This is a genomic window from Streptacidiphilus sp. EB129 (assembly GCF_041262645.1).
Lineage (GTDB): Bacteria > Actinomycetota > Actinomycetes > Streptomycetales > Streptomycetaceae > Streptacidiphilus.
In genome coordinates, this window is the sequence record NZ_JBGCCS010000007.1 from 154645 (window position 1) to 180178 (window position 25534).

Consider the following 25534-nt stretch of genomic DNA (forward strand, 5'->3'; position numbering starts at 1 on the left):
AGCATGAGCAGATCGTAAGCGTATGCCTATAAATAGGGAGCACGAGGAGTTCGACCGGCTTCGACACCTGCACGCGCGGGCGGTCCGGCACAGCGTGGCGCTGGTGGACCAGGTGACCGCGGACGACCTGCTCCGGCCGACACCCTGCGCCGCCTGGACGCTGGGCGACCTGCTCGCCCACATGACCGCCCAGCACCGGGGGTTCGCGGCTGCGGCGCTCGGTCATGGCGAGGATCTGGCCCGGTGGGCGGTGCGCCCGCTCGACCCCGACGTCGCCGCCGCGTACGGCGAGGCGGCCGAGCAGGTCATCGCCGCCTTCGCCGAAGTGACCGCCGCCGACCAGCCCTTCGCCCTTCCCGAGTTCACCCGGGCCCAGAGCTTCCCGGCCGCCCTGGCCGTCGGCTTCCACCTTCTCGACTACGTGGTGCACGGCTGGGACGTCGCCCGCGGCCTGGGGCTCCGTTACAGCGCGGACGCCGAGCTGCTGCACGCCGCACTGCCGACCGCCCTCGCCGTCCCGGACGGCGCCTTCCGGCTCGCCCCGGGCAGCCACTTCCTGCCGGCGCTGGCCACGGGCCCCGACCCGGATCCGCTCGACCGGATCCTGACCGCCCTCGGCCGGTCGCCGGACTGGCCGAACCCGTAGTGCCGGGACCATGTGCCCAGGTCAGCGCACGCGTCCGCGCGGTTTGAGCGTGCCCGGCGGGAGTTCGGGGGCGAGCAGGCGGGCGCCGTCGTAGCCGTGGACCTCGCCGAAGCGGGTGCCGGTCATCCAGTCCTCGCGGGCCTGTGAGATTTCATCAGCCGACCGTCCGACGAAGTTCCACCACATGACCAGCTTCTCCTCGAACGGCTCGCCTCCGAGCAGCAGCAGACCGCTGTCGACGTCCGCCCGGAGCGGAAGCTCGCGGCGGCCGCAGCCGAGATAGAGCATCGAGCCCGGCTCGACCCGGACGCCGGCCACCTCCGCCGAACCCGACATCACCAGCACCGCGTACTCGAAGTCCGGCTCCAGCGGGAGCCGCGCCGAGGCGCCGGCGGCGAGGGTCAGATCCGCGCCGACCAGCGGGGTGTGCACCAGGCCAGGCGAGCGCGCTCCGTCCAACTCACCCAGGATCACCGTCGCGTGCACGCCGGGCGCGGTCACCTCCGGCAGCACCGGATGGTGGTCGAAACGCGGTTCGGCGGCCCGGTGCGAGTCGGGCAGCGCGACCCAGAGCTGCGCGCCGTGCAGCCGCGGGCCGTGCTCGGCCGGGGACTGCTCGGCGTGCGCGATGGCCCGGCCCGCCGTCATCAGGCCCAGCTCGCGCGGGCGCACCGTGGCCAGGCTGCCGAGGCTGTCCCGGTGCGTCACCTCACCGTCGTGCAGCCAGCTGACGGTCTGCAGCCCGATGTGCGGATGCGGGGCGACCTGCATCCCGGGTTCGTGCTCGATGTCGTCCGGTCCGTAGTGGTCGACGAAGCACCAGGCGCCGACCATCCGCCGCCCCAGGTTCGGCAGCAGCCGCCGCACCACCGTGCTCTCCCCCAGCGGAACCTGCTTCCCCGTCAGCAGCTGGCGGACCGGCTCCGCCGACACGTCCTCGCGCCCACCGCACACCCGCGCCTGGGGCGCGGTCTCCAGGTTGCTCATGTGATCCACCGTACTGGGACGGGGCCGGACCGGCAGCAGGGCGGGCCCGGCAGCACGGCCCGGCCAACAGCCCGGCCCGCCGTCAGCCGGTCAGCCGCACCGGCAGCGGTGCCAGGGCCTCGCGCAGGGACGTCGCGAAGCGCTGGTACTCCGGGGTGCGGGCCGAGCCGGGCCGGTGGGTCAGGCCGATCCGGCGGCCCGGCGCCGGGGCGGCGAAGCGGGTGGCGGCGAGCCGGTCGCTGCGGCCGGTCTCCACATCCAGCGCGGTGGCGGGCAGCAGGGTCACCCCGAGGCCGCCGGCCACCAGCTGTACCAGCGTGGACAGCCCCGCCGCCCTGGTGGCACCCGGCTCGGCGCCGACCTCGCGGCAGAGGTCCAGCGCCTGGTCGCGCAGGCAGTGGCCCTCCTCCAGCAGCAGGATGTCCAGGTCGAGCAGCACGTCCCGGGGCACGTCCGCCCGTCCCGCCAGCGGGTGTTCGGGCGGGGTGACCAGGACGAAGTCCTCGTCGTAGAGCGCGATGTCGACCATGCCGGGCCCGCCGGGGAGGGCCAGCAGCAGCAGGTCCAGGCGCCCCGAGCCCAGCCCGTCCAGCAGCTGCGGGGTGCGCTCCTCGTGGACGTGCAGATCCAGGTCCGGGTACTGGTCCCGGGCGAGGTTGAGCACCACCGGCAGCAGGTACGGTGCGACGGTCGGGATCACCCCCAGGTGCAGCGGTCCGGTGAACGGGCGGCGGGAGGCCTCCACCTCGTCGGTGAGACGGTGCAGCTCGGCGAGCACCCCGCGGGCGTGCCCGGCCACCCGCTCCCCGAGCGGGGTGATGATGACCTTCCGGGTGGTCCGCTCGACCAGCTGCGCGCCGACGCTCTCCTCCAGCGCCGCGACGGCTCCGGACAGTGCGGGCTGGCTCATCCCGATCGCTGCGGCGGCGTCCCGGAAGTGCCGGTGCTCCACCACCGCGACGAACGCCCTGAGCTGCGCGAGCGTGGGCGGGCGGGTCTTACTGATAGCTGGCTCCAATCAACGCCGTCGAGTCTAGCTATTTCCCTGATCAGTCCGCGCCGTGCGACTGTTGATCACGTCCGCGACCTGGCGATCCCGGGGCAGAGCGGACAAATCCCTCACTCTGAGCCACAAAGGAGCGGACGTGCTCACCATCGGTGACAAGTTCCCCGAGTACGACCTGAACGCCTGCGTCGACCTCGATGCGGACAAGGCGTTCGCGCAGATCAACCACAAGTCCTACGAGGGCAAGTGGAAGATCGTCTTCTTCTGGCCGATGGACTTCACCTTCGTCTGCCCGACCGAGATCGCCGCCTTCGGCAAGCTGAACGAGGAGTTCGCGGACCGCGACGCGCAGATCCTGGGCGTCTCCGGCGACTCCGAGTACGTGCACCACGCCTGGCGCAAGGACCACAAGGACCTGCGCGACCTGCCCTTCCCGATGCTCGCGGACGTCAAGCACGAGCTGATGCGGGACTGCGGCGTCGAGGCCGAGGACGGCACCGCGCAGCGCGCCGTGTTCATCGTCGACCCGAACAACGAGATCCAGTTCGTCATGGTGACCGCCGGCTCCGTCGGCCGTAACCCCAAGGAGGTCCTGCGGGTCCTCGACGCCCTGCAGACCGACGAGCTCTGCCCCTGCAACTGGACCAAGGGCGAGAGCACCCTCGACCCGGTCGCGCTGCTCGCGGGCGAGTGACGTCATGGCTCTCGACGAACTGAAGGCCGCACTGCCCGAGTACGCCAAGGACCTCAAGCTCAACCTGGGTTCGGTGATCGGGAACTCGGACCTCCCGGCGCAGCAGCTCTGGGGCACGGTGCTGGCCTGCGCCATCGCCTCGCGCAGCGAGCGGGTGCTGGCCGAGCTGGAGCCGCAGGCGAAGGCCGAGCTCAGCGAGGCCGGCTACACCGCGGCGAAGTCCGCTGCCGCGATCATGGCCATGAACAACGTGTACTACCGGACCCTGCACCTGCTCTCCGACAAGGAGTACGGGACGATGCGGGCCGGTCTGCGGATGAACGTCATCGGCAACCCGGGGGTCGACAAGGTCGACTACGAGCTGTGGTGCCTGGCCGTCTCCGCGATCAACGGCTGCGGGCAGTGCCTGGACTCGCACGAGCAGGTGCTGCGGAAGGCGGGGGTGGAGCGGGAGACCGTCCAGGCCGCGATCCGCGTCGCCGCCGTGATCCAGGCCGTCGGCGTCACCCTTGAGGCCGAAGCCCGGATCTGAGCCTCACCACATCTGAGCCTCACCACCAGCGCCGGTATGTCACCCCACCCGTGGGGGTCATACCGGCGTTTCGGCGTCCGCGTGCGCGGCGACCAGCGCGGCCCGGACGTCCTCGCCGGCCCGGTGCCGGGCCCGGAGGTAGCCGACGGTGGTGTTGGTGCAGGCGACCAGCGGCACCGCGACCACGGCTCCGCCGATCCCGCCGACCACCGAGCCGACGGTCACCGACAGCACCACGGCGATGGGGTGCACCCGCACCGCCCGGCCCAGGATCAGCGGCTGCAGCAGGTGCCCCTCGATCTGCTGGACCGCCAGCAGCACCGCCAGCACCATCGTGGCCGTGAAGACACCGTGCGTGACCAGCCCGATCAGTACCGCGATGGTCCCGGTCACCAGCGCTCCGACCAGCGGGACGAACGCGCCGAGGAAGATCAGCACCGAGATCGGCACCGCCAGCGGCACCCCCAGCAGGTAGATGCCCACGCCGATCGAGACCGAGTCGATGAACGCCACCAGCACCGTCCCGCGGACGTAGGCGGTCAGCGTCGACCAGGCCCGCGGGCCCGCCCCGGCGATCGCCATCCGCGCGCCGGAGGGAAACAGCCGGAGCACCCAGCCCCAGATCCGCTCGCCGTCGTAGATCAGGAAGAAGGTGCAGAACGCCGCCAGGAACACCCCGGTCAGGATCTCGATCACGATGCCGACGGTGGAGAAGCCGAAGGAGGTGATCTGGTCGCTGTTGGTGCCGACGGCCTTGGACAGCTGTCCGGCGAACTGGTTGATCTGCTTGTCGGTGAGGTGCATCGGGCCGTGCGTCAGCCAGTTCCGGATCTGTGCGATACCGGTCTGGATGTGGTCGGTGACCTGGTTCGCGTTGGTGCTGACCTGCCAGCCGACGAACCAGCCCACCAGGCCGATGCCGACCAGGCCGCCGACGAAGGTGAGCGCCGCGGCCAGCGCCCGGGGCAGCCCGTGCCGTCGCAGCCAGGTGACCGTCGGCTGCAGCAGCGCGCTGATCAGCAGCGCCGCGATGAAGGCGAGGGCCACGATCCGCAGCGTCTTGACCACCTGGAACAGCACATACAGACCGGCCACCACGATCAGCAGCCGCCAGACCGTCTCGGCCGCGACCCGCAGGCTCCAGGGCACCGCCTCGGCGGGGTTGCTCGGCCGGGCCGGGTAGACCGGATCCGGGACGGTCATCGCGACCGGCAGCGGCTCGTTGCGGCGCTCGGCGACCCGGACGTCCTCGACGACCGTCGTGGCGGCCTCCTCGGCCTGCTGCCGGCGTCGCTCCAGCCGGGACGAGATCCCACGCGCGACCGAGCGGCTCCAGGCCGTCGGCCTGCCGTCCCCTGACATCCCTGCTCCGCCCCTTCGCCCGCCAGTGCCTGCCTGCGTGCCCCGCTTGCCGTGCGCAACGAACGGTACTCGCTGAGCGGAGGCGGCGTGGGCGCGGGGCCGGGCGGTGCGGGCACGGGAAGGGGTGGGCGCGGTCCCGGGGTCTGCGGACCGGACCGGACTGCCGATAAGAAAATCGGGCGATTCTTCGCTTTACGGGTTTAGAGGACGATGAGCCTGGGGACGACCCTGTGCGAGGCCGCTCCGCACACAGCGGTCTTTCCGTGGGAGAAGTATGAAGCCCCCGATCGGACAGGGATCGGGGGCTTCAACACGTGCTGTCGGCGCCGGCGGGGCGGCGTGGGCCGACTCAGTACCAGCTGTGCGCCTGCCAGAAGTCCCACGCGCCGCAGGGGCTGCCGTAGCGACTGTTCATGTAGCCGAGACCCCACTTGATCTGGGTCGCCGGGTTGGTCCGCCAGTCCGAGCCGACCGAGGCCATCTTGTCCCCGGGCAGCGCCTGGACCAGGCCGTACGCACCGGATCCGGCGTTGGTGGCGGTGTAGTTCCAGCCGCTCTCACGGGTGACGATGTTGCTGAAGCACTGGAACTGGGTCGCGTTGCCTATGATCGACTGCGCCAGCGCCTGCACCGAGCCCGGGCTGAAGGTCTGAGCCAGCGCGGCACGGGTGCTCGCACGGCTCGCCGCGGCGGCGGCGTCGTGTGCGGCCTTGGCCGCCTTGGCGGCGGCTGCCGCCTTCTCCGCGTTGGCCTTGGCCGTTGCGTCGGCTGCCGCCTTGACGCGCGCCGCCTCGGCGGCGGCCTTCTGCGCGGCGGCGGTCGCGTCAGCCTGCTGGGCGTCGGCCTGTGCAGCGACGTTGTCGCTGATGGTCTGCGCCTGCGAGCCCGACGGGATGTCGGCAAGGAGGGTGGAGCCTGCGACGTCGGCGACCGACGAGGCCGGCTTGGTGTCGCCCGAGGCGACGCCGACCACGGCTCCGACGGCAGTGACGGCGGTGGCGGAGGCCACGGCCACACCCCGAACCGAGATCCGGTTCACACGGTTTCCTTCCGGCGTCGTCCGTGAGGTGACCGCACGAACGATTTCCGCCCCTGACACTGGTCTCCCCCTGCGCTGGTCACGGGAGACACGGGCCCGGTACGACCCGGTGGGAACGGGACGCGGTTCAACTCGGGCGGCGTACGGCTGACTACCCTGTTCAGTTCTTGGAACTCCAGCACCTGGTGGGGTGCTGACTGCTTCTCAGCTTCACCCTTACGGGTGCCCGGTCATGCCGTACGCGGGGCCTGACAGAACCCACACCTTGCCCGACGCGGACGTCCCGGCGCAATTCTCAGTTGCGTGGCGAAGCTCACATGGCGTACGGGGCAGAAAGTTCTGCCGTTCCCCTGTGGGACGGCTGGGACCATGGTTACGATCGGAAAACTTTGCCCTCCGGCGACACGGCCGAGCGCCGCCACCCGCGCTACGGGCGACGGCGCTCTGACTGTGCCTCAGCTGTGCACCTCAGCTGTGAATGTCCTCCAGCATCTCGGTGACCAGCGCGGCGATCGGCGAACGCTCCGAGCGGGTGAGCGTGACGTGGGCGAAGAGGGGGTGGCCCTTGAGCTTCTCCACCACCGCCACCACTCCGTCGTAGCGGCCGACCCGCAGGTTGTCCCGCTGCGCCACGTCGTGGGTGAGCACCACCCGCGAGCCCTGGCCGATCCTGGACAGCACCGTCAGCAGGACGTTGCGTTCCAGCGACTGCGCCTCGTCCACGATCACGAAGGCGTCGTGCAGCGAGCGCCCCCGGATGTGGGTCAGCGGCAGCACTTCCAGCATCCCCCGGGAGAGCACCTCCTCGATCACGTCCGGCGTGGTCACCGCGGACAGCGTGTCGAAGACCGCCTGGGCCCAGGGGCTCATCTTCTCCGACTCGGAGCCCGGCAGGTAGCCGAGTTCCTGGCCGCCCACCGCGTACAGCGGACGGAACACCATCACCTTGCGGTGCTGCCGCCGTTCCAGCACCGCGTCGAGGCCCGCGCACAGTGCCAGCGCGGACTTCCCGGTGCCGGCCCGGCCGCCCATCGAGACGATGCCGATGTCCGGGTCCTGGAGCAGATCCAGGGCGATCCGCTGCTCGGCGCTGCGGCCGCGCAGGCCGAACACCTCGCGGTCGCCGCGGACCAGGCGCACCCTGCCGTCCGCGGTGACCCGGCCCAGGGCCTTGCCGCGCTCCGAGGTCAGCACCAGGCCGGTGTGCACCGGCAGGTCCCGGACCCCGGGGATGTCGACGGTCTCGGTGCGCTCGGCCCCGAACAGCGCGTCCACCTGCTCGCCGGAGACCGCCAGTTCGGTCATCCCGGTCCAGCCGGAGGTGATCGCCAGTTCGGCCCGGTACTCCTCCGCGAGCAGGCCCACCGAGCTGGCCTTCACCCGCATCGGCAGGTCCTTGGACACGACCGTGACGTCGTAGCCCTCTGCCTGGAGGTTGCGCGCCACCGCCAGGATGCGGCTGTCGCTGTCACCCAGCCGGTAGCCGGCCGGCAGAACGGAAGGATCGGTGTGGTTCAGCTCGACCCGGATCGTGCCACCGACCTCGCCCACCGGAATCGGGGCGTCGAGGCGGCCATACCGGACCCGGTAGTCGTCCAGCAGCCGCAGGGCCTGCCGGGCGAAGTACCCGAGTTCGGGATGGTGCCGCTTGGCCTCCAACTCGGTGACCACCACCACGGGAAGCACGACCTCGTGCTCCTCGAAGCGGGTCATCGCGTTCGGGTCGGCCAGCAGCACGCTGGTGTCGAGGACGTACGTGCGCCGGTCGTGCACACTCCGGCGGCTCTTGGAACTGACCACAGGGCCTCCCGGGCGGATGACCTGCTGTCATCCGCGGCTCACCGATCCCTCCGGCCCCGTTGGCCGAGGTCACGGTCTGGTTGGGGTATTCCCCCCGGCTCCGGATCCCATGCCACCACAGCGCCGATCTCGGTAACAAAAGGCGAACTGACGTCTCATCGCCATCAGCCGTTCAACCGCGGTCAACCGCCGTATCGGCGCTGACGGGCGGCGTAGTCGCGCAGCGCCCGGAGGAAGTCGACCTTGCGGAAGGCGGGCCAGTAGGCCTCGCAGAAGTAGAACTCGGAGTGGGCGCTCTGCCAGAGCAGGAAGCCGGACAGCCGCTGCTCACCCGAGGTGCGGATCACCAGGTCGGGGTCGGGCTGGCCGCTGGTGTAGAGGTGGCGGGCGATGTGCTCGACGTCGATCATCTGGGCCAGTTCCTCGACCGAGGTGCCCAGGGCGGCCTGCTCCTGCAGCAGCTTGCGGACCGCGTCGGCGATCTCGTGCCGGCCGCCGTAGCCGACGGCGACGTTGACCAGCAGTCCGGTGTGGTGCGCGGTGGCCTGCTCGGCGTCCTTCAGGACGGTGGCGGTCTGCTCGGGCAGCAGGTCCAGCGCGCCGACCGGGTGCACCCGCCAGTCGCCGGCGGCGGCGAGGCCGCGGACCGCCTCCTCGATGATCCGCAGCAGCGGCACCAGCTCGTCGGCGGGGCGGTTGAGGTTGTCGGTGGACAGCATCCACAGGGTGACCACCTCGACGCCCACCTCCTCGCACCAGCCGAGGAAGTCGGGGATGTTGTCGGCGCCGCTCTGGTGCCCGTCGACGGTGGACATGCCGGCCGCGCGGGCCCAGCGGCGGTTGCCGTCCAGCATCACCCCGACGTGACGCGGAACCGTGCTGCGGTCCAGGTGCGCCTCGACCCGCCGACCGTAGAGACCGTAGGTCAGCTTCCGGAGCACCGGCGTACGGCGGATCACCTTGCCCAGGTCCATGATTGTCGCGCCCCTCTGCAACTCGCCCCGGTGGGTCACCCTACTCCGGCTCGCCGACACGCGGAGCACAGGCGTCCGGCGGCGTATTGTTCAGCAGACTGACAAACTCCGCTGGAGAGGCGCTCCCCCGATGATCCCAGTTCCGTACCGGGCCGCCGAGACCCGCTACGACGGTGCGGCGGCCGGTTCGATGGCCTACCGCAGGACCGGTCGCAGCGGGCTGAAACTGCCCGAGATCTCGCTCGGCCTGTGGCACAACTTCGGCGACGACAAGCCGCTGGAGACCCAGCGGGCGATCCTGCGCCGGGCCTTCGACCTCGGTGTCACCCACTTCGACCTGGCCAACAACTACGGGCCCCCGTACGGCGCGGCGGAGGCCAACTTCGGCCGGCACCTGGCGGCCGACTTCCGCCCCTACCGGGACGAACTGGTCATCTCCACCAAGGCCGGCTACGACATGTGGCCGGGCCCGTACGGCGAGTGGGGCTCGCGGAAGTACCTGACCGCCAGCCTGGACCAGTCGCTGCGGCGGATGGGCCTGGACTACGTCGACATCTTCTACTCGCACCGGTTCGACCCGGAGACCCCGCTCGAGGAGACCATGGGCGCGCTGGCGAGCGCCGTCCAGCAGGGCAAGGCACTCTACGTCGGCATCTCCTCCTACGACGCGGAGAACACCCGTAGGGCCGTCGGCATCCTGCGCGACCTGGGCGTGCCGCTGCTGATCCACCAGCCCTCCTACTCGATGCTGAACCGCTGGATCGAGGACGACGGGCTGCTGGACGTGCTCGACGAGCACGGCGCCGGCTGCATCGGCTTCGCGCCGCTGGCCCAGGGCCTGCTGACCGACCGCTACCTGGACGGCATCCCGGCCGGCTCGCGTGCCGCACAGGGCAAGTCGCTGGACCCGGCGGCGCTGAACGAGCAGACGCTGTTCAAGCTGCGGGCGCTGAACGACATCGCCGCCAAGCGCGGCCAGTCGCTGGCACAGCTGGCGCTCAGCTGGTTGCTGCGCGACCCGCGGATGACCTCGGCGCTGATCGGGGCCTCCTCGGTGGCGCAGCTGGAGGCGAACGTCGCCGCGGTGCAGGGCGCGCCGCTGACGGCGGAGGAGCTGGCCGAGATCGACCGCTACGCGACCGACGCGGACGTCAACCTCTGGGCCTGACAGGACTCCTGACTGCTCCTGGTACAGACCGCATCCGGAAGATCCCTTCCGGATGCGGTCTGTACCTTTTTGCGGACAACTTCCCTGACCGGCGCGGGGTTAACGGGACCTTAAGCAGACTCCCGACCTCTTGACACGCCAACTGGTCTAGTCCAACTTGTGGGACAAGCGTCACTTGCTGTCTTCCCCTCCCCCACATTGAGGACAGATACATGGCATCCCCACGCCGTACCGCAGGCGCCGTCACCGCCTGTGCCACCGCACTCGGGCTCGGCATCACCGGACTGGTCGCGTTCACCGGCGGCGCCGGCGCCGCCACCGACAACCTGGTCGCCAACCCCGGCTTCGAGACCGGGACACTCGCCAACTGGAACTGCGACGCGGGCACCGCGGCCGTGGTCGGCTCGCCGGTCCACTCCGGTTCCCACGCCCTCGCCGCAACCCCCACCTCCGGCGACGACGCGCAGTGCACCCAGACCATCAGCGTCCAGCCCAACTCCGCCTACACGCTCAGTTCCTGGGTGCAGGGCCCGTACGTCTACCTGGGCGTGACCGGGACCGGGACCTCGGACGTCAGCACCTGGTCCAGCACCAGCTCCTGGAACCAGCTGAGCACCAGCTTCAGCACCGGCGCGTCGACCACCAGCGTCACCATCTACCTGCACGGCTGGTACGGCCAGTCCGTCTACAACGCGGACGACGTGGTGCTGAGCGGCGCCCCCGGCCCCGGCAGCAGCTCCACCGGCACCCCGACGCCGACGCCGACACCGACACCCACGCCCACTCCGACGCCCACCCCGACGCCCACGCCCACCCCGACCTCCACCGGCGGCACCGGCGGCGGCACCGGCAAGCACCTGGTCACCGGCTACTGGCAGGACTTCGACAACGGCGCCACCGACCAGAAGATCAGCGACGTCAACCCGGCGTACGACATCATCGCGGTCTCCTTCGCCACCGCCGACCCCAGCAACACCGGCGGGATCACCTTCTCCCTCGACCCGACCCTGCAGAGCAAGCTCGGCGGATACACCGACGCCCAGTTCAAGGCCGACATCGCCGCCAAGCACGCGGCCGGCAAGAAGGTCGTGCTCTCGGTCGGCGGCCAGAACGGCACCATCACCGTCGGCGACTCCGCCGCCGCGACCAACTTCGCCACCAGCGCCTACGCGCTGATGCAGCAGTACGGCTTCGACGGCGTCGACATCGACCTGGAGAACGGCCTCAACTCCACCTACATGGCACAGGCGCTGCACTCCCTGGCGAGCAAGGCCGGCTCCGGCTTCGTGCTCACCATGGCCCCGCAGACCATCGACATGCTCAGCGCCAGTTCCGACTACCTGGCCACCGCGCTGGCGGTCAAGGACGTCCTCACCATCGTCAACACCCAGTACTACAACTCCGGCAGCATGAACGGCTGCGACGGCGGCGTGTACTCCGAGGGCACGGTGGACTTCATCACCTCGCTGGCCTGCACCGCCATCCAGGCCGGGCTCAGCCCCAGCCAGGTCGGCATCGGCGTCCCCGCCTCCAGCAGCGCGGCGGGCAGCGGTTACGTGCAGCCGAGCGTGGTCGAGAACGCCCTGAACTGCCTCGCCAAGGCGACCAACTGCGGCAGCTACAAGCCCAGCACCCCCTGGCCGGGCATCGGCGGCGCGATGACCTGGTCGACCAACTGGGACGCCAGTAACGGCAACCAGTTCGCCTCCAACGAGGGCGCGTTCGTGCACGCCATGCCGTGACGCCGGTCAGCCGGCCGCACTGAGCGCCACCGCGGCCAGCGTTCCCAGCAGCAGGAACGGTCCGAACGGAAGCTCGTCGCGACGCCCCGCCCGGCGCGCGACGAGCTTCGCCGTTCCGTACACCCCGGCGAGCAGGAAGCCGAGGAAGACGCCCTCGGCCAGGGTCCGGAAGCCGTACCAGCCGAGTACCGCGCCGACCGTCAGCGCCAGCTTGGCGTCCCCCAGGCCGACCGGCAGGGCCAGCCCCATCAGCCAGAACAGCGCGGCCAGTGCGAGCGCCCCGGAGAGCGCGCCGAGCGCGGAGCCGGTCCTGTCCCCGGCCGCCGCGGCGGCCGCGAGCAGCAGCAGCGTCCCGGCGGCGGAGGGGTAGGTGAGCCGGTCCGGCAGCCGGTGCTCGGCCAGGTCGACCAGGGCCAGCGGGACCGCGAAGGCGGCGGCCCACAGCAGCGCGGGCAGGTGCCGGTGCGGTCCGCAGGCCGCGACCGTGCCGCCGAGGACCAGCACCGCCAGCAGCGCCACCCGCCCCCGGGACGGCGGATCGTCGGTGTACCGGGCGACGGCCCGCAGCGCGGGGCGGTGCAGCACCGCCCCGAGCGCGCAGCCCCCGAGCACCAGGAAGGCGAAGGCCCCCACCATGTCGTCGGCCCCCTCTCGACTGTGGGGCACCAGGCTAGGGCAGCCGGACCGGCAACGGGTCAGGTCCCGTGGGTGGGGTCCGCGCGTCAGCCGGTGACCGCCAGCGCGTCGATCTCCACCAGCAGTCCGGCCGGCAGGCCGACGTAGACCGTGGTCCGGGCCGGATGGCCGCCCTCGGGCAGCACCCTGGCGAACCACTCGTCGTAGACCGCGTTCAGCTCGGCGAAGTGGCCGGTGTCGGTGAGGTAGACCCGCATCATCAGCACGTCGTCCCAGCCGGAGCCGCCGGCCACCAGCACGGCCTCGACATTGCGCAGGGTCTGCTCGATCTGCTCGCGCAGCCCGGTACCGACCGGGATCGCGCTGTCGGGGTGGAAGCCGACCTGCCCGGCCACCTGCAGCAGCCCGCCCTTGGCGAGGCCCTGCGAGAAGCTGGCCGCGGGCAGCGGCGCCCGGTCGGTCTGGACGACGCGCTTGCTCATGATGTCGTTCCTCAAGATCGGTGGGACGGTGTGGACTGCTGTACGGACGCACTGCTGTGCGGCAGGATATGCAACCACCGTTGCGTCGTGTGCAATCCCCCCAGGAGCGTCATGGACCCCGCAGCACTCCAGCAGCTCGACAGCACCGTCGTCGACTGGCGCTTCAAGAGCATGCCGCCCCGGTACGAGGGCTGCACCGTCGGCGAACTGACTGCCGCCAAGCCCAGCATCTTCGACGACGGCTACCTCACCCCGCTGCTGACCCTGGACACCGACGCACTGGGCCACAACCTGCGGCTGATGGCCCGCTGGACCGCCGCCCACGGCCTCGCCTTCGCCCCGCACGGGAAGACCCCGCTGGCGCCGCAGCTCTTCCGGCGTCAGCTCGACCTCGGCGCCTGGGGCATCACCGCCGCCGTCCCCGCGCATGTGCGGATGTACCGGGCCTTCGGGGTGCGGCGGATCTTCCTGGCCAACGAGCTGGTGGACCCGGCCGCCCTCGACTGGCTCGCCGCCGAGCTCGCCGCCGACCCCGGCTTCCGCTTCGTCTGCTACGTCGACTCGGAGCGCGGTGTCGCGCTCATGGAGCAGGCCCTCGCCCACACGTCCGTGACGGTGGACGTGGTGGTCGAGCTGGGCGCCGACGGCTGCCGCACCGGCGTACGGGACCTCGGTCAGGCGCTCGGGCTGGCCCGCAGGGTCACCGAGAGCAGCAGGCTCCGCCTGGTCGGCGTCGCCGGCTACGAGGGCACCATGCCCCCGGAGCAGGTCGGCGACTGGCTCGGCTCGCTGGTCGAACTCGCCCACCGCGCCGACGCCGAAGGCCTCTTCGCCGGCACCGACGAGATCGTCGTCAGCGCCGGCGGCAGCGAGCACTTCGTCCTGGTCGCCGAGGCGCTGACCGAGGAGGCGCTGCGGCTCAGCCGGCCGGCCCTGCGGCTGCTCCGCAGTGGCGCGTACGTCACCCACGACGAGGGCCACTACGCCCGGGTGACCCCGCTGCACGAGCCGGACGAACGGCTGCGCCCGGCGCTCCGGCTCTGGGCCCAGGTCGTCTCCCGCCCCGAGCCCGGCCTCGCGCTGCTCAACGCCGGGAAGCGCGACCTCCCCTACGACCTCGGCCTGCCGGTGCCGACCCTGGTCCGCGACCCGGCCACCGGCGCGGTCCGCCCGGCCGCCGGACTGACCGTCACCAAGCTCGCCGACCAGCACGCCTTCGTCGACGTCAGGCCGGGGGCGGGCGAGCTCCAGGTCGGCGACTGGGTCGGGCTCGGCCTCTCGCACCCCTGCACGGCCTTCCAGACCTGGCAGCTCATCCCCGAGGTCGACGCGGACGGGACCGTGGTCGACCACATCCGCACCTTCTTCTGATGCCACCGCTGCTGCTGCGCGGCGCGCTGGTCGTGGACGGGACCGGCGGCGCGCCGTACCGGGCCGACACCCTGGTCGGCGCGGACGGGCGGATCGCCGCGATCCACCGCGAGACCGACCCCGGTCCGCGCCCCACCGCGCCGCAGGCCGTGGACGCCGACGGCCTCGCGCTCACCCCCGGCTTCGTCGACATGCACTCCCATTCCGACCTGGCCCTGCTCACCGACGCCGACCATCTGGCCAAGACCGCCCAGGGGGTCACCCTGGAGGTCCTGGGCCAGGACGGCCTCTCCTACGCCCCGGTCACCGACGCCACCCTGCCCGGGCTGCGCCGCCAACTCGCGGGCTGGAACGGCGAACCCGAGCGGCTGGACCCGGACTGGGCCTGGGACTGGCGCAGCGTGGGCGAGTACCTGGACCGGCTGGACCGGGGCCCGGACGGCCACGGCATCGCCGTCAACGCCGCCTACCTGGTCCCGCACGGCACGCTGCGCGCCGCCGTCCTGGGCTGGGAGGACCGCCCGGCCACCGGGCCCGAGCTGCTGCGGATGCGGCACCTGCTGGCCCAGGCGCTCAGCGAGGGCGCGGTCGGCCTCTCCGCCGGGCTCAGCTACTCCCCCGGCATGTACGCGGACACCGCCGAACTCGTCGCGCTGTGCCGCACCGTGGCCGGGTTCGGCGGCTACTTCTGCCCGCACCACCGCTCCTACGGCGCGGGCGCGCTGGCCGGCTACGCCGAGATGCTGGAGGTCGCCCGGCAGTCCGGCTGCGCCCTGCACCTGGCCCACGCCACCATGAACTTCGCCGAGAACGCGGGCCGCGCCGGGGAGCTGACCGCGCTGCTGGACGCCGCCGTCGCGGCCGGCGCCGACCTCACCCTGGACAGCTACCCCTACCTCCCCGGCTCCACCACGCTGGCCGCGCTGCTCCCCGGCTGGGCCTCGGCCGGGGGCCCCGAGCAGACCCTGCGCCGGCTCGCCGACCCGGCCGCGCTGGCGGCGCTGCGCACCACCATGGAGCTGGAGGGCTCCGACGGCTGTCACGGTGTGGTCGCCGACTGGTCCACGGTGCAGATCAGCGGGGTGCGGGCGGCGGCACTGCGGCCCGCGGTCGGCCTGACCGTCAGCCAACTCGCCCGCCGGGACGGCGTCGAGCCCTTCGCCGCCTTCGTCGCGCTGCTCCGCGACGACGCCCTGGGCACCACGATCCTGCAGCACGTGGGCCACGAGGGGAACGTCAGGGAGATCATGCGGCATCCCGCGCACACCGGCGGCAGCGACGGCCTGCTGGTCGGCGACCGTCCGCACCCGCGCGCCTGGGGCACCTTCCCGCGCTACCTGGGGCACTACGTCCGCGAGCTGGGAGTGCTCGGGCTGGCCGAGTGCGTCCAGCACCTGACCTCCCGTCCGGCCCGCCGGCTGCGGCTGCCGGACCGGGGCCTGGTCCGCACCGGCTACCGCGCCGACCTGGTGCTGCTCGACCCCGCCACGGTCGCCGCCGGGGCCGACTTCGAACGGCCCAGGACCCCGCCGCTGGGCATCCCGTACGTGCTGGTCGACGGCGTGCCGGTGATCGCGGACCACCGGCGCACCGGGGCCACCCCCGGACGGTCCGTCAGGAGGTCGACGGGGTGACCGTCAGCGTGTGCACCAGCCCGGCCTTCGGGGGAACGGTGATCGACAGGATGTGCGTCCTGGGGTTCCAGGTGCTGGTGTACTCGCCGTTGAGGCTGACGTCCCCGCCGTTGGGGAAGTCGGACGGCGGCAGGTACAGGTCGGTGCTGCCGGTGACCCCGGCCTTGTCGGTCCAGTCCACGGTCAGCTGCAGCGTGCCCTTGTCGTAGCCGAAGGACACCGGCTCCCCGGCGATGGCCCTGGGGTACGCCGTGCCCAGCACCGGCGCGATGTCGGAGGGCTTGCCCGGCGCCTGCCAGGGCGACCAGCTGCCGGGGTCGCTGGACCAGTACGACTCACCGATCATCATCTGGTCCAGCAGCGTCTGCACATGGTCCACGTAGAGGTGCGAGCCCGGCTGGGTCGCGTCCAGGCCCCACTCCCCCAGCAGCACCGGGGCGTCCAGCCGGGTCGCGGTGCGCTGCACCTGGGCCGCCCAGGAGGCCAGGGTGCGGTCGGTCAGGAAGACGTTGCCACCGGTGTAGCTGCCGCCGGAGTCGATCGGCTCGGGGTAGAGGTGCGGGGCGTACCCGATCCTGGCCTCCCCGGCGCGCGGGTCGGCCAGCTTGGGCAGCGCGCTGGGCATCCCCCAGTTGGTGCTGACCGCGGCCGGCTCGACGAACAGCCAGTGCTTCTGGTCGACGGTGCGGATGGCGTCGATGGTGTCCTGGTACATCGAGGCCAGCGGCCCGGACTCGAACGCGGCGCCCTGTACCGAGCCGCCCCAGGGCTCGTTCATCAGGTCGTAGCCGATGACGGTGTCGTCACCGGCGAAGTACTTGGCGACATGGGTCCAGGCCGCCGCGTACTGCTGCCGGTACTCGGGGTGGTCCGGGGCCGTGCCCCAGAACTCGTCGAAGGCGTGGATCACGCCGGGCTGAATGTAGGTCAGCTCCCAGGGGTTCTGCGGCTTCGCGGGCAGTCCGTCGCTGTCGGTGGCCCACGGCGGCGCGCCGTTGCCGCCCACGGCGGGGCCGTAGACGTCCTGGTGCATGTCGAGCAGCACGTGGTAGCCCTGCTGCCGGTACCAGGCCACCCGCTGCGCCACCTGGGCCAGATAGGCGTCGTCGTAGTGCCCCGGCCGCGGTTCGACCTGGCGCCACTGGATCAGGTAGCGCACGAAGTCGGTGCCCAGCAGGTTGTACTCGGCCGCGACGTCCCCCTGCTTGATCCAGGGCATGCCGTCGGCCGAACTCTTCGCACTGCTGGACGTGTTGAGCCCGTACAGGATCAGCGCCCGGCCCTGGGCGTCGGTGATGAACCGCTCCTGCCACGGCCCTGTTCCCGAGGGCTGCGGCCCCACCGCGGCCAGTAGTCCGACCGCACAGGCCAGCGCTACCAAGCCCACCAGCCAACGCCGCAGCCGACCCATCCCCACACCCCGCCCCTAGTGCTGAACGAGGTGATCCTAGATCGTCGGGCCGGGCGCGGCCCAGCGATCCCTTGTCATGATTCTGTACCGGAAATCCGGGCCGGGGTTTCGCGGGCAGTCGGCGGAAACTAGAGTCCGCGCATGGCCATGATCGAACAGCAGCCCGCCCAGCCCATCGCGGTGCTCGCCCGCACCGCGGCGGGCATCGTGGCCCGGGCGGTGCTCAGGGGTTCCGGACGGGCCCTGGCCGGCCGCAGGGTGGCGGTGGTCGGCGCCGCGGTGGCCCTGCTGCTGGTGCTGCTGCTCGGACTTCCCGGGCTGCGGCTGTGGATCACCACCAGCTACGGCTACCTGCTGATACCCGGCGCCCTGGGCGTCCCCATGCTGCTGCCGGGACTGCGGCTGACGCCGCTGCCGGACCAGAGCTGGACCGCCCTGGGCTGTGAGGACTTCGCCGCACTGCTGCTGGTCGGCATGGTGTACTTGCTGCTGGGACGGCACCGCAGGAACAACCCCGGCTCCGGCCGGCTGCACCGTTTCCTGGTCGGCTGGGGCGCGCTGATGGCCGGCGGGCTGCTCTCGGGCTTCTTCCGCGGCCTGGTGGTGGCCCGGGTGACGGCCGGCGGCCCGCTCGCCTACTTCGGCTACCCGGTGCTGGGCGCCGTCTTCGAACTCGGCTGGTGCCTGATGCTGGGCTGGCTGACCGGCCTCGCCGCGGTGTTTGCCCTGGTCCCGTCGGCGGCCGTGGAGCGGGGCCGGGAGTGGTGGGCCGAGAGCGGCCGGCTGGTGCTGGTGTACCTGGTCGAACCGGTCGGCGAGGGCCTCGCCCGGCTGCGCGCCGAGCTCCGCGAGAGGAACATCGTCTGGCCCGGCACCGGGGCGGGCAGCGGGATGGACGCCGGGACCGGCACCGGGCCCGGCACCGCGACCGGCACCACGACCGGCAGCGGTGACGCCGGGCCACAGGACGAAAATCACAGGGCGTCGGGCGGCACCGCCCCGTAGAGTACCGAGCCATGCAGGTGATCCAGTCCAGCAAGCTCGCCAATGTCTGCTACGACATCCGCGGCCCGATCCTCGACGAGGCCATGCGGCTTGAGGACCAGGGGCACCGGATCCTCAAGCTGAACACCGGGAACCCGGCACCCTTCGGCTTCGAGGCGCCCCCCGAGATCCTGCAGGACATCCTGCGCAACCTCGCCACCGCACACGGCTACGGCGACTCCAAGGGCCTGCTCGCGGCCCGCCGCGCCGTGGTGATGCACTACGAGCAGCGCGGCTTCGAGGGCCTGACGGTCGAGGACGTCTACATCGGCAACGGCGTCTCCGAGCTGATCCAGATGTCGATGCAGGCGCTGCTGGACGACGGCGACGAGGTGCTGGTCCCCTCGCCCGACTACCCGCTGTGGACCGCCTCGGTCAGCCTGGCCGGCGGCACCGCCGTGCACTACCGCTGCGACGAGGAGGCCGACTGGTACCCGGACCTCGCCGACATCGAGGCGAAGATCACCGACCGCACCCGCGGCATCGTGGTGATCAACCCCAACAACCCCACCGGCGCGGTCTACTCCGACGAGCTGCTCCGCGGCCTCACCGAGATCGCCCGCAGGCACAACCTGATCGTCTACTCGGACGAGATCTACGACAAGATCCTCTACGACGACGCCACCCACACCCCCACCGCGCTGTTCGCCCCGGACCTGCTCTGCATCACCTTCAACGGCCTGTCCAAGGCCTACCGGGTGGCCGGCTTCCGCTCCGGCTGGATGACCATCTCCGGCCCCAAGGAGCACGCCCGCAGCTACATCGAGGGCCTGGGCATCCTGGCCAGCATGCGGCTCTGCGCCAACATGCCGGCCCAGCACGCGATCGCCGCCGCGCTCGGCGGCAAGCAGTCCATCAAGGACCTGATCCTCCCGGGCGGGCGGCTGCTGGAGCAGCGCGACGCCGCCTGGAAGCTGCTGAACGACATCCCCGGCGTCTCCTGCGTCAAGCCCCGGGGCGCCCTCTACGCCTTCCCCCGGCTCGACCCCAAGGTCTACAAGATCAAGGACGACGCCCAGCTGGTGCTCGACCTGCTCAAGCGCGAGCACATCTACGTGGTCCAGGGCACCGGCTTCAACTGGCCCGACCCGGACCACTTCCGCCTGGTCACGCTGCCGCGGGTGGAGGACCTGACCGACGCCGTCACCCGGATCGGCACCTTCCTGGACGGCTACTCGCAGCCCTGACCCGCACCGTCGCGCACCGCCCCCGGCCGTCGGCGACACGGGGCGCCGACCACGATATGGGACACCATCCTTTCCTGGACTCAGTCCAAGTTAGGATGGTGTCCCATTCCGTCAGCACCGGCCTGACAGCACCGGCCCGCAGCAAGGGGGCGCCCCATGTACGAGCCGCCCAGAACGGTCCCGACGCGGCGCCGCGGCAGCCACCGGCTCACCTCCGCGCCCGCCCAGTCCTCGCCCGGCCAGTCCGCACCCGCCCACGAACCGCCGGCCACCGGCCGCGCCCACCAGCTGGCCGGCCACCTGGCCGCACTGGTCGCCGCGACCGAGTCGCTCCGCACCACGGTGACCGGAGACACGGCGGCCGACGCGGCCCAGCGGGCCGAGCTCGACGCCGCGCTGGCAGAGCTGCGGGACCGGCTCACCGAGCTGGGCCCGGTCGGCGCCCCGAGCCCGCCGGGCGGCCTCGTCCCCGCGGCGACCCCGGCCGAACGGCACGACCGCGCCCATGCGCTGGCCGGACGGCTGCTGGTGGTGGCCGCCGCCCAGCAGGACACCACCACCGCGATGCTGGCGTGCCGCCGCATGGATGCCCATGCGGCGGCACGTACGGCCTCGGCCTGAGCAGACCCGGCCCGAGCAGACCCGGCCCAAATCGGTCGGCGCGAACCGGTCGGCCCGAATCTGTCGGCCGGACTCAGCCCAGGCGCTGGACCAGCTTGTCGTACTCGGCCCACAGCTCCCGCGGCGTGTGCTCGCCGAACAGCTCCAGGTGGGCCGGGATCAGAGCGGCCTCCTGCCGCCAGATCTCCGGGTCCACGCTCAGCAGCAGCTCCAGGTCGGCGTCGCTGATGTCGAGCCCGTCCAGGTCCAGCGCCGCGCGGGTCGGCAGCACGCCGATCGGCGTCTCCACCCCGGCGGCCCGGCCCTGCAGCCGCTCCACGATCCACTTCAGCACGCGGCTGTTCTCGCCGAAGCCCGGCCAGACGAACTTGCCGTCGGCGTTCTTGCGGAACCAGTTCACGTAGTAGATCTTCGGCAGCTTGGCGGCGTCCGCCTGCTGGCCCAGTTTCACCCAGTGGGCGAAGTAGTCGCCCATGTTGTAGCCGCAGAACGGCAGCATGGCGAAGGGGTCGCGGCGCAGCTCGCCGACCGTGCCCTCGGCCGCCGCGGTCTTCTCGCTGGCCACGTTGGCGCCGAGGAAGACGCCGTGCTGCCAGTCGAAGGACTCGGTGACCAGCGGGACCGCGCTGGCGCGGCGCCCGCCGAAGAGGATCGCCGAGATCGGCACGCCGGCCGGGTCCTCCCACTCCGGGGCGATGATCGGGCACTGCGACGCGGGCACGGTGAAGCGCGCGTTGGGGTGTGCCGCCGGGGTGCCGCTCTCCGGCGTCCAGCTGTTGCCGCGCCAGTCGGTGAGGTGCGCCGGGGGCTCCGCGGTGAGGCCCTCCCACCACACGTCGCCGTCGTCGGTGAGCGCCACGTTGGTGAAGACCGTGTTGCCCCACATCGACTCGATGGCGTTGGCGTTGGTGTCCGCGCCGGTACCCGGGGCGACGCCGAAGAAGCCGAACTCCGGGTTGATGGCGTACAGGCGCCCGTCCGCGCCGAAGCGCATCCAGGCGATGTCGTCACCGATGGTCTCGACCTTCCAGCCCGGGATGGTGGGCTGGAGCATGGCCAGGTTGGTCTTGCCGCAGGCGCTCGGGAACGCGGCCGTGACGTAGACCGGCTCGCCCTCCCCGCCCTCGACCGCGGGCGGGGTGAGCTTGAGGATGAGCATGTGCTCGGCCAGCCAGCCCTCGTCGCGGGCCATGGTCGAGGCGATGCGCAGCGCGTAGCACTTCTTACCCAGCAGCGCGTTGCCGCCGTAGCCGGAACCGTACGACCAGATCTCGCGGGTCTCCGGGAAGTGCGAGATGTACTTGGTGTCGTTGCACGGCCACGGCACGTCGGCCTGCCCCTCGGCGAGCGGAGCCCCGAGACTGTGCACGGCCTTGACGAAGTCGCCGTCCTCGCCCAGGAAGTCCAGCACGGCCTGACCCATTCGGGTCATGGTGCGCATGGAGACCGCGACATAGGCGGAGTCCGTGATCTCGACGCCGCACGCGGCGAGCGGGGAGCCCACGGGGCCCATGCTGAACGGGACGACGTACATCGTCCGGCCGCGCATCGAGCCCTCGAACAGACCGGAACTGTGCTTGTCTGAACCGAAAATCTCCCGCATCTCCGCGGGGGCCTTCCAGTGGTTGGTGGGTCCGGCATCCTTCTCCTGCTCCGAGCAGATGAAGGTACGGTCCTCCACGCGGGCGACGTCGCTGGGGTCGGAGGCGGCGTAGTAGGAGTTGGGGCGCTTCTCCGGGTTGAGCTTGGTGAAGGTTCCCTTGTCGACCAGGAGATCGCACAGGCGCTGGTACTCGGCTTCGGAGCCGTCGCACCACTCGATTCGGTCCGGCTGGGTGAGCTCTGCGATCTCCGAGACCCAGGCGAGCAGCCGTTTGTGCTGCGTGGGCGCGGAGGTGGCCAGGGCAGAGTTCTCGTACGGCACGATCGCTCCGTTTCACGCCGAATCGTCCTTGATCCGGCGGCGGGGGTTGAGGGTGTTGGCAGCGTAACGCTGAAGTCCGTAAAGCGACATACCGCCCCTGTCGACCCAATGTGACGCGGCGCACACGAACGGTGTCCCATGCGGTGACGAATCCGGAAATCAACGGCACGGCAAAGATCGCCGAGTGATGATTCACACCTTCTACCCGCCAGTAACCTACGGTCCCGTAAGTAGGGTGTCCCCATGACCCCCGAAGAGGCCGTACCAGCGGCCGCACCAGCGGCCGCCGAGCAGACCGTCAAACCCAAACTGCGCGGCTGGCTGCATGCCGGGATGTTCCCCGCCTCCGTGGCCGCGGGCATCGTGCTGATCTGCCTGGCCGACTCGACCCAGGCCCGGATCGCCTGCGCCGTCTACTCCGCGTCCGCCTGGCTACTGTTCGGCATCAGCGCCCTCTACCACCGCTTCAGCTGGGGCCCGCGCGGCGAGGCGGTGCTGCGCCGGCTCGACCACAGCAACATCTTCCTGATCATCGCGGGCAGCTACACCCCGTTCACCATCCTGCTGCTGCACGGCGGACGCCAGCAGCTGCTGCTCTGGCTGGTCTGGGCGGGCGCGCTGGCCGGTATCGCCTTCCGGGTCTTCTGGGTCGGGGCGCCGCGCTGGCTCTACACCCCCTGCTACATCGCGCTGGGCTGGGCCGCGGTGTTCTTCCTCCCCGACTTCCTGCGCACCGGCGGGACGGCGGTGGTGGTGCTGCTGGTCATCGGCGGACTGCTCTACAGCGCCGGCGGGGTGATCTACGGCCTGAAGCGGCCCAACCCCTCACCGCGCTGGTTCGGCTTCCACGAGGTGTTCCACCTCTGCACGCTGGCCGCCTTCATCGTCCAGTACGTCGGCGTCTCACTGATCGCCTACACGGCGGTCGCCTGACAGCGGATATCTCTTGACGCAGACATCAATCCGAGAGTTACTGTCATAAGACGTAGCCACTCAGTTGATGGAGCCTGCCATGTCCCAGCAGTCCCAGCCCATCCGCGCCGCCGCCCCGGAGCTGCGCGACCGGCCCGCCCCCGGCCCGCCCGTCCCCGAGCCGCCCGGCGCCGCCGCGCCGGTGCCGCGCCGCTGGTGGGCCCTGGGCGCGGTCTGCCTCAGCGTCCTGGTGCTCGGCTTCGACAGCACCGTCCTCAACGTCGCCCTGCCCGACATGGCCGTGCAGCTGCACGCCGGCACCGGGCAGCTGCAGTGGATCGTGGACGCCTACCTGGTCGTCTTCGCCGCCGCGATGCTCCCGGCCGGGCTGCTCGGCGACCGCTTCGGCCGCCGCCGGCTGCTGATCGCCGGGCTCACCCTGTTCGGCGCCGCCTCCCTGGTCGGCACGCTGACCAGCTCCGCGGCCGCGCTGATCGCGGTCCGCGCGGTGATGGGGCTCGGCGGGGCGTTCATCATGCCGCTCGCCATGGCGATCATCCCCAGCCTGTTCCCCGCGGCCGAACGCGCCCGCGCGGTCGCGGTGATGACCGCGGGTATGGCCGTCGGCATGCCGCTCGGCCCGATCATCGGCGGGTTCCTGCTCAACCACTTCTGGTGGGGCTCGATCTTCCTGATCAACGTGCCGCTGATCGCCGTCGGCATCCTCGCCCTGGTGCTGCTGGTCCCGGAGTCCCGCGACCCCTCGGTGCCCCGGGTGGACGCCGTCAGCGGCCTGCTCGGCGTCGCCGGACTGGCCGCGCTGACCTACGGGATCATCCAGGCACCCGCCGACGGCTGGGGCGCCCCGCTGATCGTCGGCATGCTGGCCGCTTCGGTGCTGCTGCTCACCGGACTCGTGCTGCGCGAACGCCGCCAGGCGCACCCCATGCTGGACCTCGGCCTGCTCGCCGACCGCACCTTCCGCTGGAGCACCGTGGCCACCGTGCTGGTCACCGCGGTGCTGGTCGGCGCCCTGTTCGTGCTGCCGCAGTACCTGGAGTCGGTGCTCGGCGCCGACGCGATGGGCACCGGCGTGCGGCTGATGCCGCTGATGGGCGGCCTGCTGGTGGCCGCGCGGCTGGCCGAACGACTGGTCGAACGGGTCTCCGTACGCTGGGTCGTCACCGCCGGGCTGCTGCTGGTGTCCGCCGCGATGCTGCTGGGCAGCCGGACCACCCCGGCCGACGGCTACGGCTGGACCGCCCTCTGGCTCAGCCTGCTCGGCCTGGGCATGGGCTTCACCATGGTCCCGGCGATGGGCGCGGCCATGGCCGCGCTCCCCGAGGACCGGGCCGGGGTCGGCTCGGGGCTGCTGCAGACGTTCCGTCAGTCCGCGGGCGCCATCGGCGTGGCACTCCTGGGCAGCCTGCTCGCCGGCATCTACGGCGACCACCTGGACACCCGCGCCCTGCCACCGGCGCTCGCCCACACCGCCCGGGGCTCCGTCTCCGCCGCCCAGTCCGTCGCCGACGCGCTGCACTCCCCGGCCCTGGCCGCCTCCGCGCACGGCGCGTTCCTGGACGGCATGACCACGGTCCTGCTGATCTGCGGCATCGGCGCGGCGCTGTCCGCCCTGCTGATCGCCCTGCGGATGCCCGGGCACGTCGCCAAGCCGTCCGGTGATCACGCACAATCAGTGGCATGACCCCTGCCGCACCGACGCCCATCGAGGACCTGCTCGCCGCCCCGCTCGGGCTGCGGGAGCGCAAGAAGCTGAAGACCCGCCGCGCGATCCGCGCGGCGGCCTTCCGCCTCTTCACCGAGCAGGGCTACGACGGCACCACGGTCGACCAGATCGCCGATGCCGCCGAGGTCTCGCCCAGCACCTTCTTCCGGTACTTCCCCACCAAGGAAGACCTGGTCGTCGGTGACGAGTACGACCCGGTGATGGAGGCCGCGCTGCGCGCCCGCCCGGCCGGTGAGCCGGTGCTGGAGTCCATGCGGCAGTCGTTCCTCCCCGCGTTGCGCCAGATCGTCACGGCCGAACCCGAGGAGATGCTGCTGCGGATGCGGCTGATGCAGGAGAACGCGGTGATCCGCGCGCGCAGCGCCGCGGAGATGATCCGCACCGTCGACCTGCTCGCCGGCATCCTCTCCGACCGCACCGGGGAACCACGCGACAGCCTGGAACTGCGCGCCGTCGTCGCCGCCGTCACGGCCGCCTGCGGCCAGGCGGTCGAGCACTGGGCCCAGCACGGCGGCAGCGAGGACGTGGTCACCCTCGTCGAACGCTCCCTCGACGCGGTGGCCGCGGCCTTCAGCGCCTAGCCGCCCCCCTCGGCCGCTCCGGTCGGCCGCGCCA

23 protein-coding genes are annotated in these 25534 nt (G+C 71.6%); 13 read left to right on the forward strand and 10 right to left on the reverse strand.

Annotated elements, in window-relative coordinates; all coding sequences use genetic code 11:
- The first annotated feature begins 22 nt into the window (after window positions 1–22).
- Complete coding sequence (locus ABH925_RS11455; protein ID WP_370147278.1) at window positions 23–646, forward strand: TIGR03086 family metal-binding protein; 624 nt, start codon at window positions 23–25, stop codon at window positions 644–646.
- 21 nt (window positions 647–667) lie between these two features.
- Here the strand turns inward: ABH925_RS11455 and ABH925_RS11460 are convergent, their stop codons facing one another.
- Together ABH925_RS11460 and ABH925_RS11465 are read right to left on the reverse strand one after the other, a co-directional pair.
- Entirely contained in the window at window positions 668–1633 is a 966-nt protein-coding gene (locus tag ABH925_RS11460; protein WP_370147279.1) for a pirin family protein, read from the reverse strand.
- Window positions 1634–1715: 82 nt separating this feature from the next.
- Window positions 1716–2651, reverse strand: coding sequence for a LysR substrate-binding domain-containing protein (locus ABH925_RS11465; RefSeq protein WP_370147280.1), 936 nt, complete (start codon window positions 2649–2651; stop codon window positions 1716–1718).
- 127 nt (window positions 2652–2778) lie between these two features.
- On the opposite strand from ABH925_RS11465, the gene ABH925_RS11470 reads away from it, so the two are divergent.
- Window positions 2779–3333: a peroxiredoxin gene (locus ABH925_RS11470; protein WP_370147281.1), complete on the forward strand. Its 555-nt coding sequence runs from the start codon at window positions 2779–2781 to the stop codon at window positions 3331–3333.
- 4 nt (window positions 3334–3337) lie between these two features.
- Window positions 3338–3865 (forward strand): alkyl hydroperoxide reductase, encoded by a 528-nt coding sequence (locus tag ABH925_RS11475; protein WP_370147282.1) that lies wholly within the window; start codon window positions 3338–3340, stop codon window positions 3863–3865.
- A 57-nt stretch (window positions 3866–3922) separates the two neighbouring features.
- Here the strand turns inward: ABH925_RS11475 and ABH925_RS11480 are convergent, their stop codons facing one another.
- The 4 genes from ABH925_RS11480 to ABH925_RS11495 all read right to left on the reverse strand — a co-directional run bounded on the left by ABH925_RS11480 (window position 3923) and on the right by ABH925_RS11495 (window position 9040).
- Window positions 3923–5227, reverse strand: coding sequence for an AI-2E family transporter (locus ABH925_RS11480; RefSeq protein WP_370147283.1), 1305 nt, complete (start codon window positions 5225–5227; stop codon window positions 3923–3925).
- Between the two features lie 349 nt (window positions 5228–5576).
- Window positions 5577–6266: a lytic transglycosylase domain-containing protein gene (locus tag ABH925_RS11485; protein ID WP_370147284.1), complete on the reverse strand. Its 690-nt coding sequence runs from the start codon at window positions 6264–6266 to the stop codon at window positions 5577–5579.
- A 468-nt stretch (window positions 6267–6734) separates the two neighbouring features.
- Complete coding sequence (locus ABH925_RS11490; RefSeq protein WP_370147285.1) at window positions 6735–8066, reverse strand: PhoH family protein; 1332 nt, start codon at window positions 8064–8066, stop codon at window positions 6735–6737.
- Between the two features lie 182 nt (window positions 8067–8248).
- On the reverse strand, window positions 8249–9040 hold the full coding sequence (locus ABH925_RS11495; protein ID WP_370147286.1) for an isoprenyl transferase: 792 nt from the start codon (window positions 9038–9040) through the stop codon (window positions 8249–8251).
- 130 nt (window positions 9041–9170) lie between these two features.
- Between ABH925_RS11495 and mgrA the strand changes: the two genes are divergently transcribed.
- Window positions 9171–10208 carry an L-glyceraldehyde 3-phosphate reductase gene (mgrA, locus tag ABH925_RS11500; protein ID WP_370147287.1) on the forward strand — a complete coding sequence of 346 codons (1038 nt, stop codon included), beginning with the start codon at window positions 9171–9173 and terminating at the stop codon, window positions 10206–10208.
- 212 nt (window positions 10209–10420) lie between these two features.
- Window positions 10421–11950, forward strand: a complete 1530-nt coding sequence (locus ABH925_RS11505) for a chitinase (RefSeq protein WP_370147288.1) — start codon at window positions 10421–10423, stop codon at window positions 11948–11950.
- A gap of 6 nt (window positions 11951–11956) precedes the next feature.
- On the opposite strand, the gene ABH925_RS11510 is transcribed toward ABH925_RS11505, so the two are convergent.
- Both ABH925_RS11510 and ABH925_RS11515 read right to left on the reverse strand, forming a co-directional pair.
- A complete protein-coding gene (locus tag ABH925_RS11510; RefSeq protein ID WP_370147289.1) occupies window positions 11957–12616 on the reverse strand; it encodes a prepilin peptidase in 660 nt (219 codons plus the stop codon).
- 56 nt (window positions 12617–12672) lie between these two features.
- Complete coding sequence (locus ABH925_RS11515; RefSeq protein WP_370147449.1) at window positions 12673–13071, reverse strand: RidA family protein; 399 nt, start codon at window positions 13069–13071, stop codon at window positions 12673–12675.
- A 108-nt stretch (window positions 13072–13179) separates the two neighbouring features.
- On the opposite strand from ABH925_RS11515, the gene ABH925_RS11520 reads away from it, so the two are divergent.
- On the forward strand, window positions 13180–14439 hold the full coding sequence (locus ABH925_RS11520) for an alanine racemase (RefSeq protein WP_370147290.1): 1260 nt from the start codon (window positions 13180–13182) through the stop codon (window positions 14437–14439).
- Window positions 14439–16073 (forward strand): amidohydrolase family protein, encoded by a 1635-nt coding sequence (locus ABH925_RS11525; protein WP_370147291.1) that lies wholly within the window; start codon window positions 14439–14441, stop codon window positions 16071–16073. Before ABH925_RS11520 ends, ABH925_RS11525 begins: the two co-directional genes overlap by 1 nt.
- Here the strand turns inward: ABH925_RS11525 and ABH925_RS11530 are convergent.
- The gene (locus ABH925_RS11530; protein ID WP_370147293.1) at window positions 16054–17484 is read right to left on the reverse strand and encodes a cellulase family glycosylhydrolase; all 1431 of its coding nucleotides are present in this window, start codon (window positions 17482–17484) and stop codon (window positions 16054–16056) included. The two genes, ABH925_RS11525 and ABH925_RS11530, sit on opposite strands and share 20 nt — an antisense overlap.
- Window positions 17485–17625: 141 nt before the next feature.
- Between ABH925_RS11530 and ABH925_RS11535 the strand changes: the two genes are divergently transcribed.
- From ABH925_RS11535 to ABH925_RS11545, 3 genes are all read left to right on the forward strand, one after another.
- Window positions 17626–18489 (forward strand): hypothetical protein, encoded by an 864-nt coding sequence (locus ABH925_RS11535; RefSeq protein WP_370147294.1) that lies wholly within the window; start codon window positions 17626–17628, stop codon window positions 18487–18489.
- Between the two features lie 11 nt (window positions 18490–18500).
- Window positions 18501–19715 carry a pyridoxal phosphate-dependent aminotransferase gene (locus tag ABH925_RS11540; RefSeq protein ID WP_370147295.1) on the forward strand — a complete coding sequence of 405 codons (1215 nt, stop codon included), beginning with the start codon at window positions 18501–18503 and terminating at the stop codon, window positions 19713–19715.
- Between the two features lie 156 nt (window positions 19716–19871).
- Window positions 19872–20336 (forward strand): hypothetical protein, encoded by a 465-nt coding sequence (locus ABH925_RS11545; protein WP_370147296.1) that lies wholly within the window; start codon window positions 19872–19874, stop codon window positions 20334–20336.
- A gap of 73 nt (window positions 20337–20409) precedes the next feature.
- Here ABH925_RS11545 and ABH925_RS11550 read toward each other — a convergent pair whose 3' ends face one another.
- A complete protein-coding gene (locus tag ABH925_RS11550; RefSeq protein WP_370147297.1) occupies window positions 20410–22260 on the reverse strand; it encodes a phosphoenolpyruvate carboxykinase (GTP) in 1851 nt (616 codons plus the stop codon).
- A gap of 243 nt (window positions 22261–22503) precedes the next feature.
- Here ABH925_RS11550 and ABH925_RS11555 point away from each other — a divergent pair, with 243 nt between their 5' ends.
- From ABH925_RS11555 to ABH925_RS11565, 3 genes are all read left to right on the forward strand, one after another.
- The gene (locus tag ABH925_RS11555) at window positions 22504–23193 is read left to right on the forward strand and encodes a hemolysin III family protein (protein ID WP_370147298.1); all 690 of its coding nucleotides are present in this window, start codon (window positions 22504–22506) and stop codon (window positions 23191–23193) included.
- Window positions 23194–23272: 79 nt separating this feature from the next.
- Window positions 23273–24877, forward strand: coding sequence for an MFS transporter (locus ABH925_RS11560; protein WP_370147299.1), 1605 nt, complete (start codon window positions 23273–23275; stop codon window positions 24875–24877).
- Window positions 24874–25500, forward strand: coding sequence for a TetR family transcriptional regulator (locus tag ABH925_RS11565; protein WP_370147300.1), 627 nt, complete (start codon window positions 24874–24876; stop codon window positions 25498–25500). The genes ABH925_RS11560 and ABH925_RS11565 overlap by 4 nt, the downstream gene beginning before the upstream one ends.
- The last annotated feature ends 34 nt before the right edge of the window (window positions 25501–25534 follow it).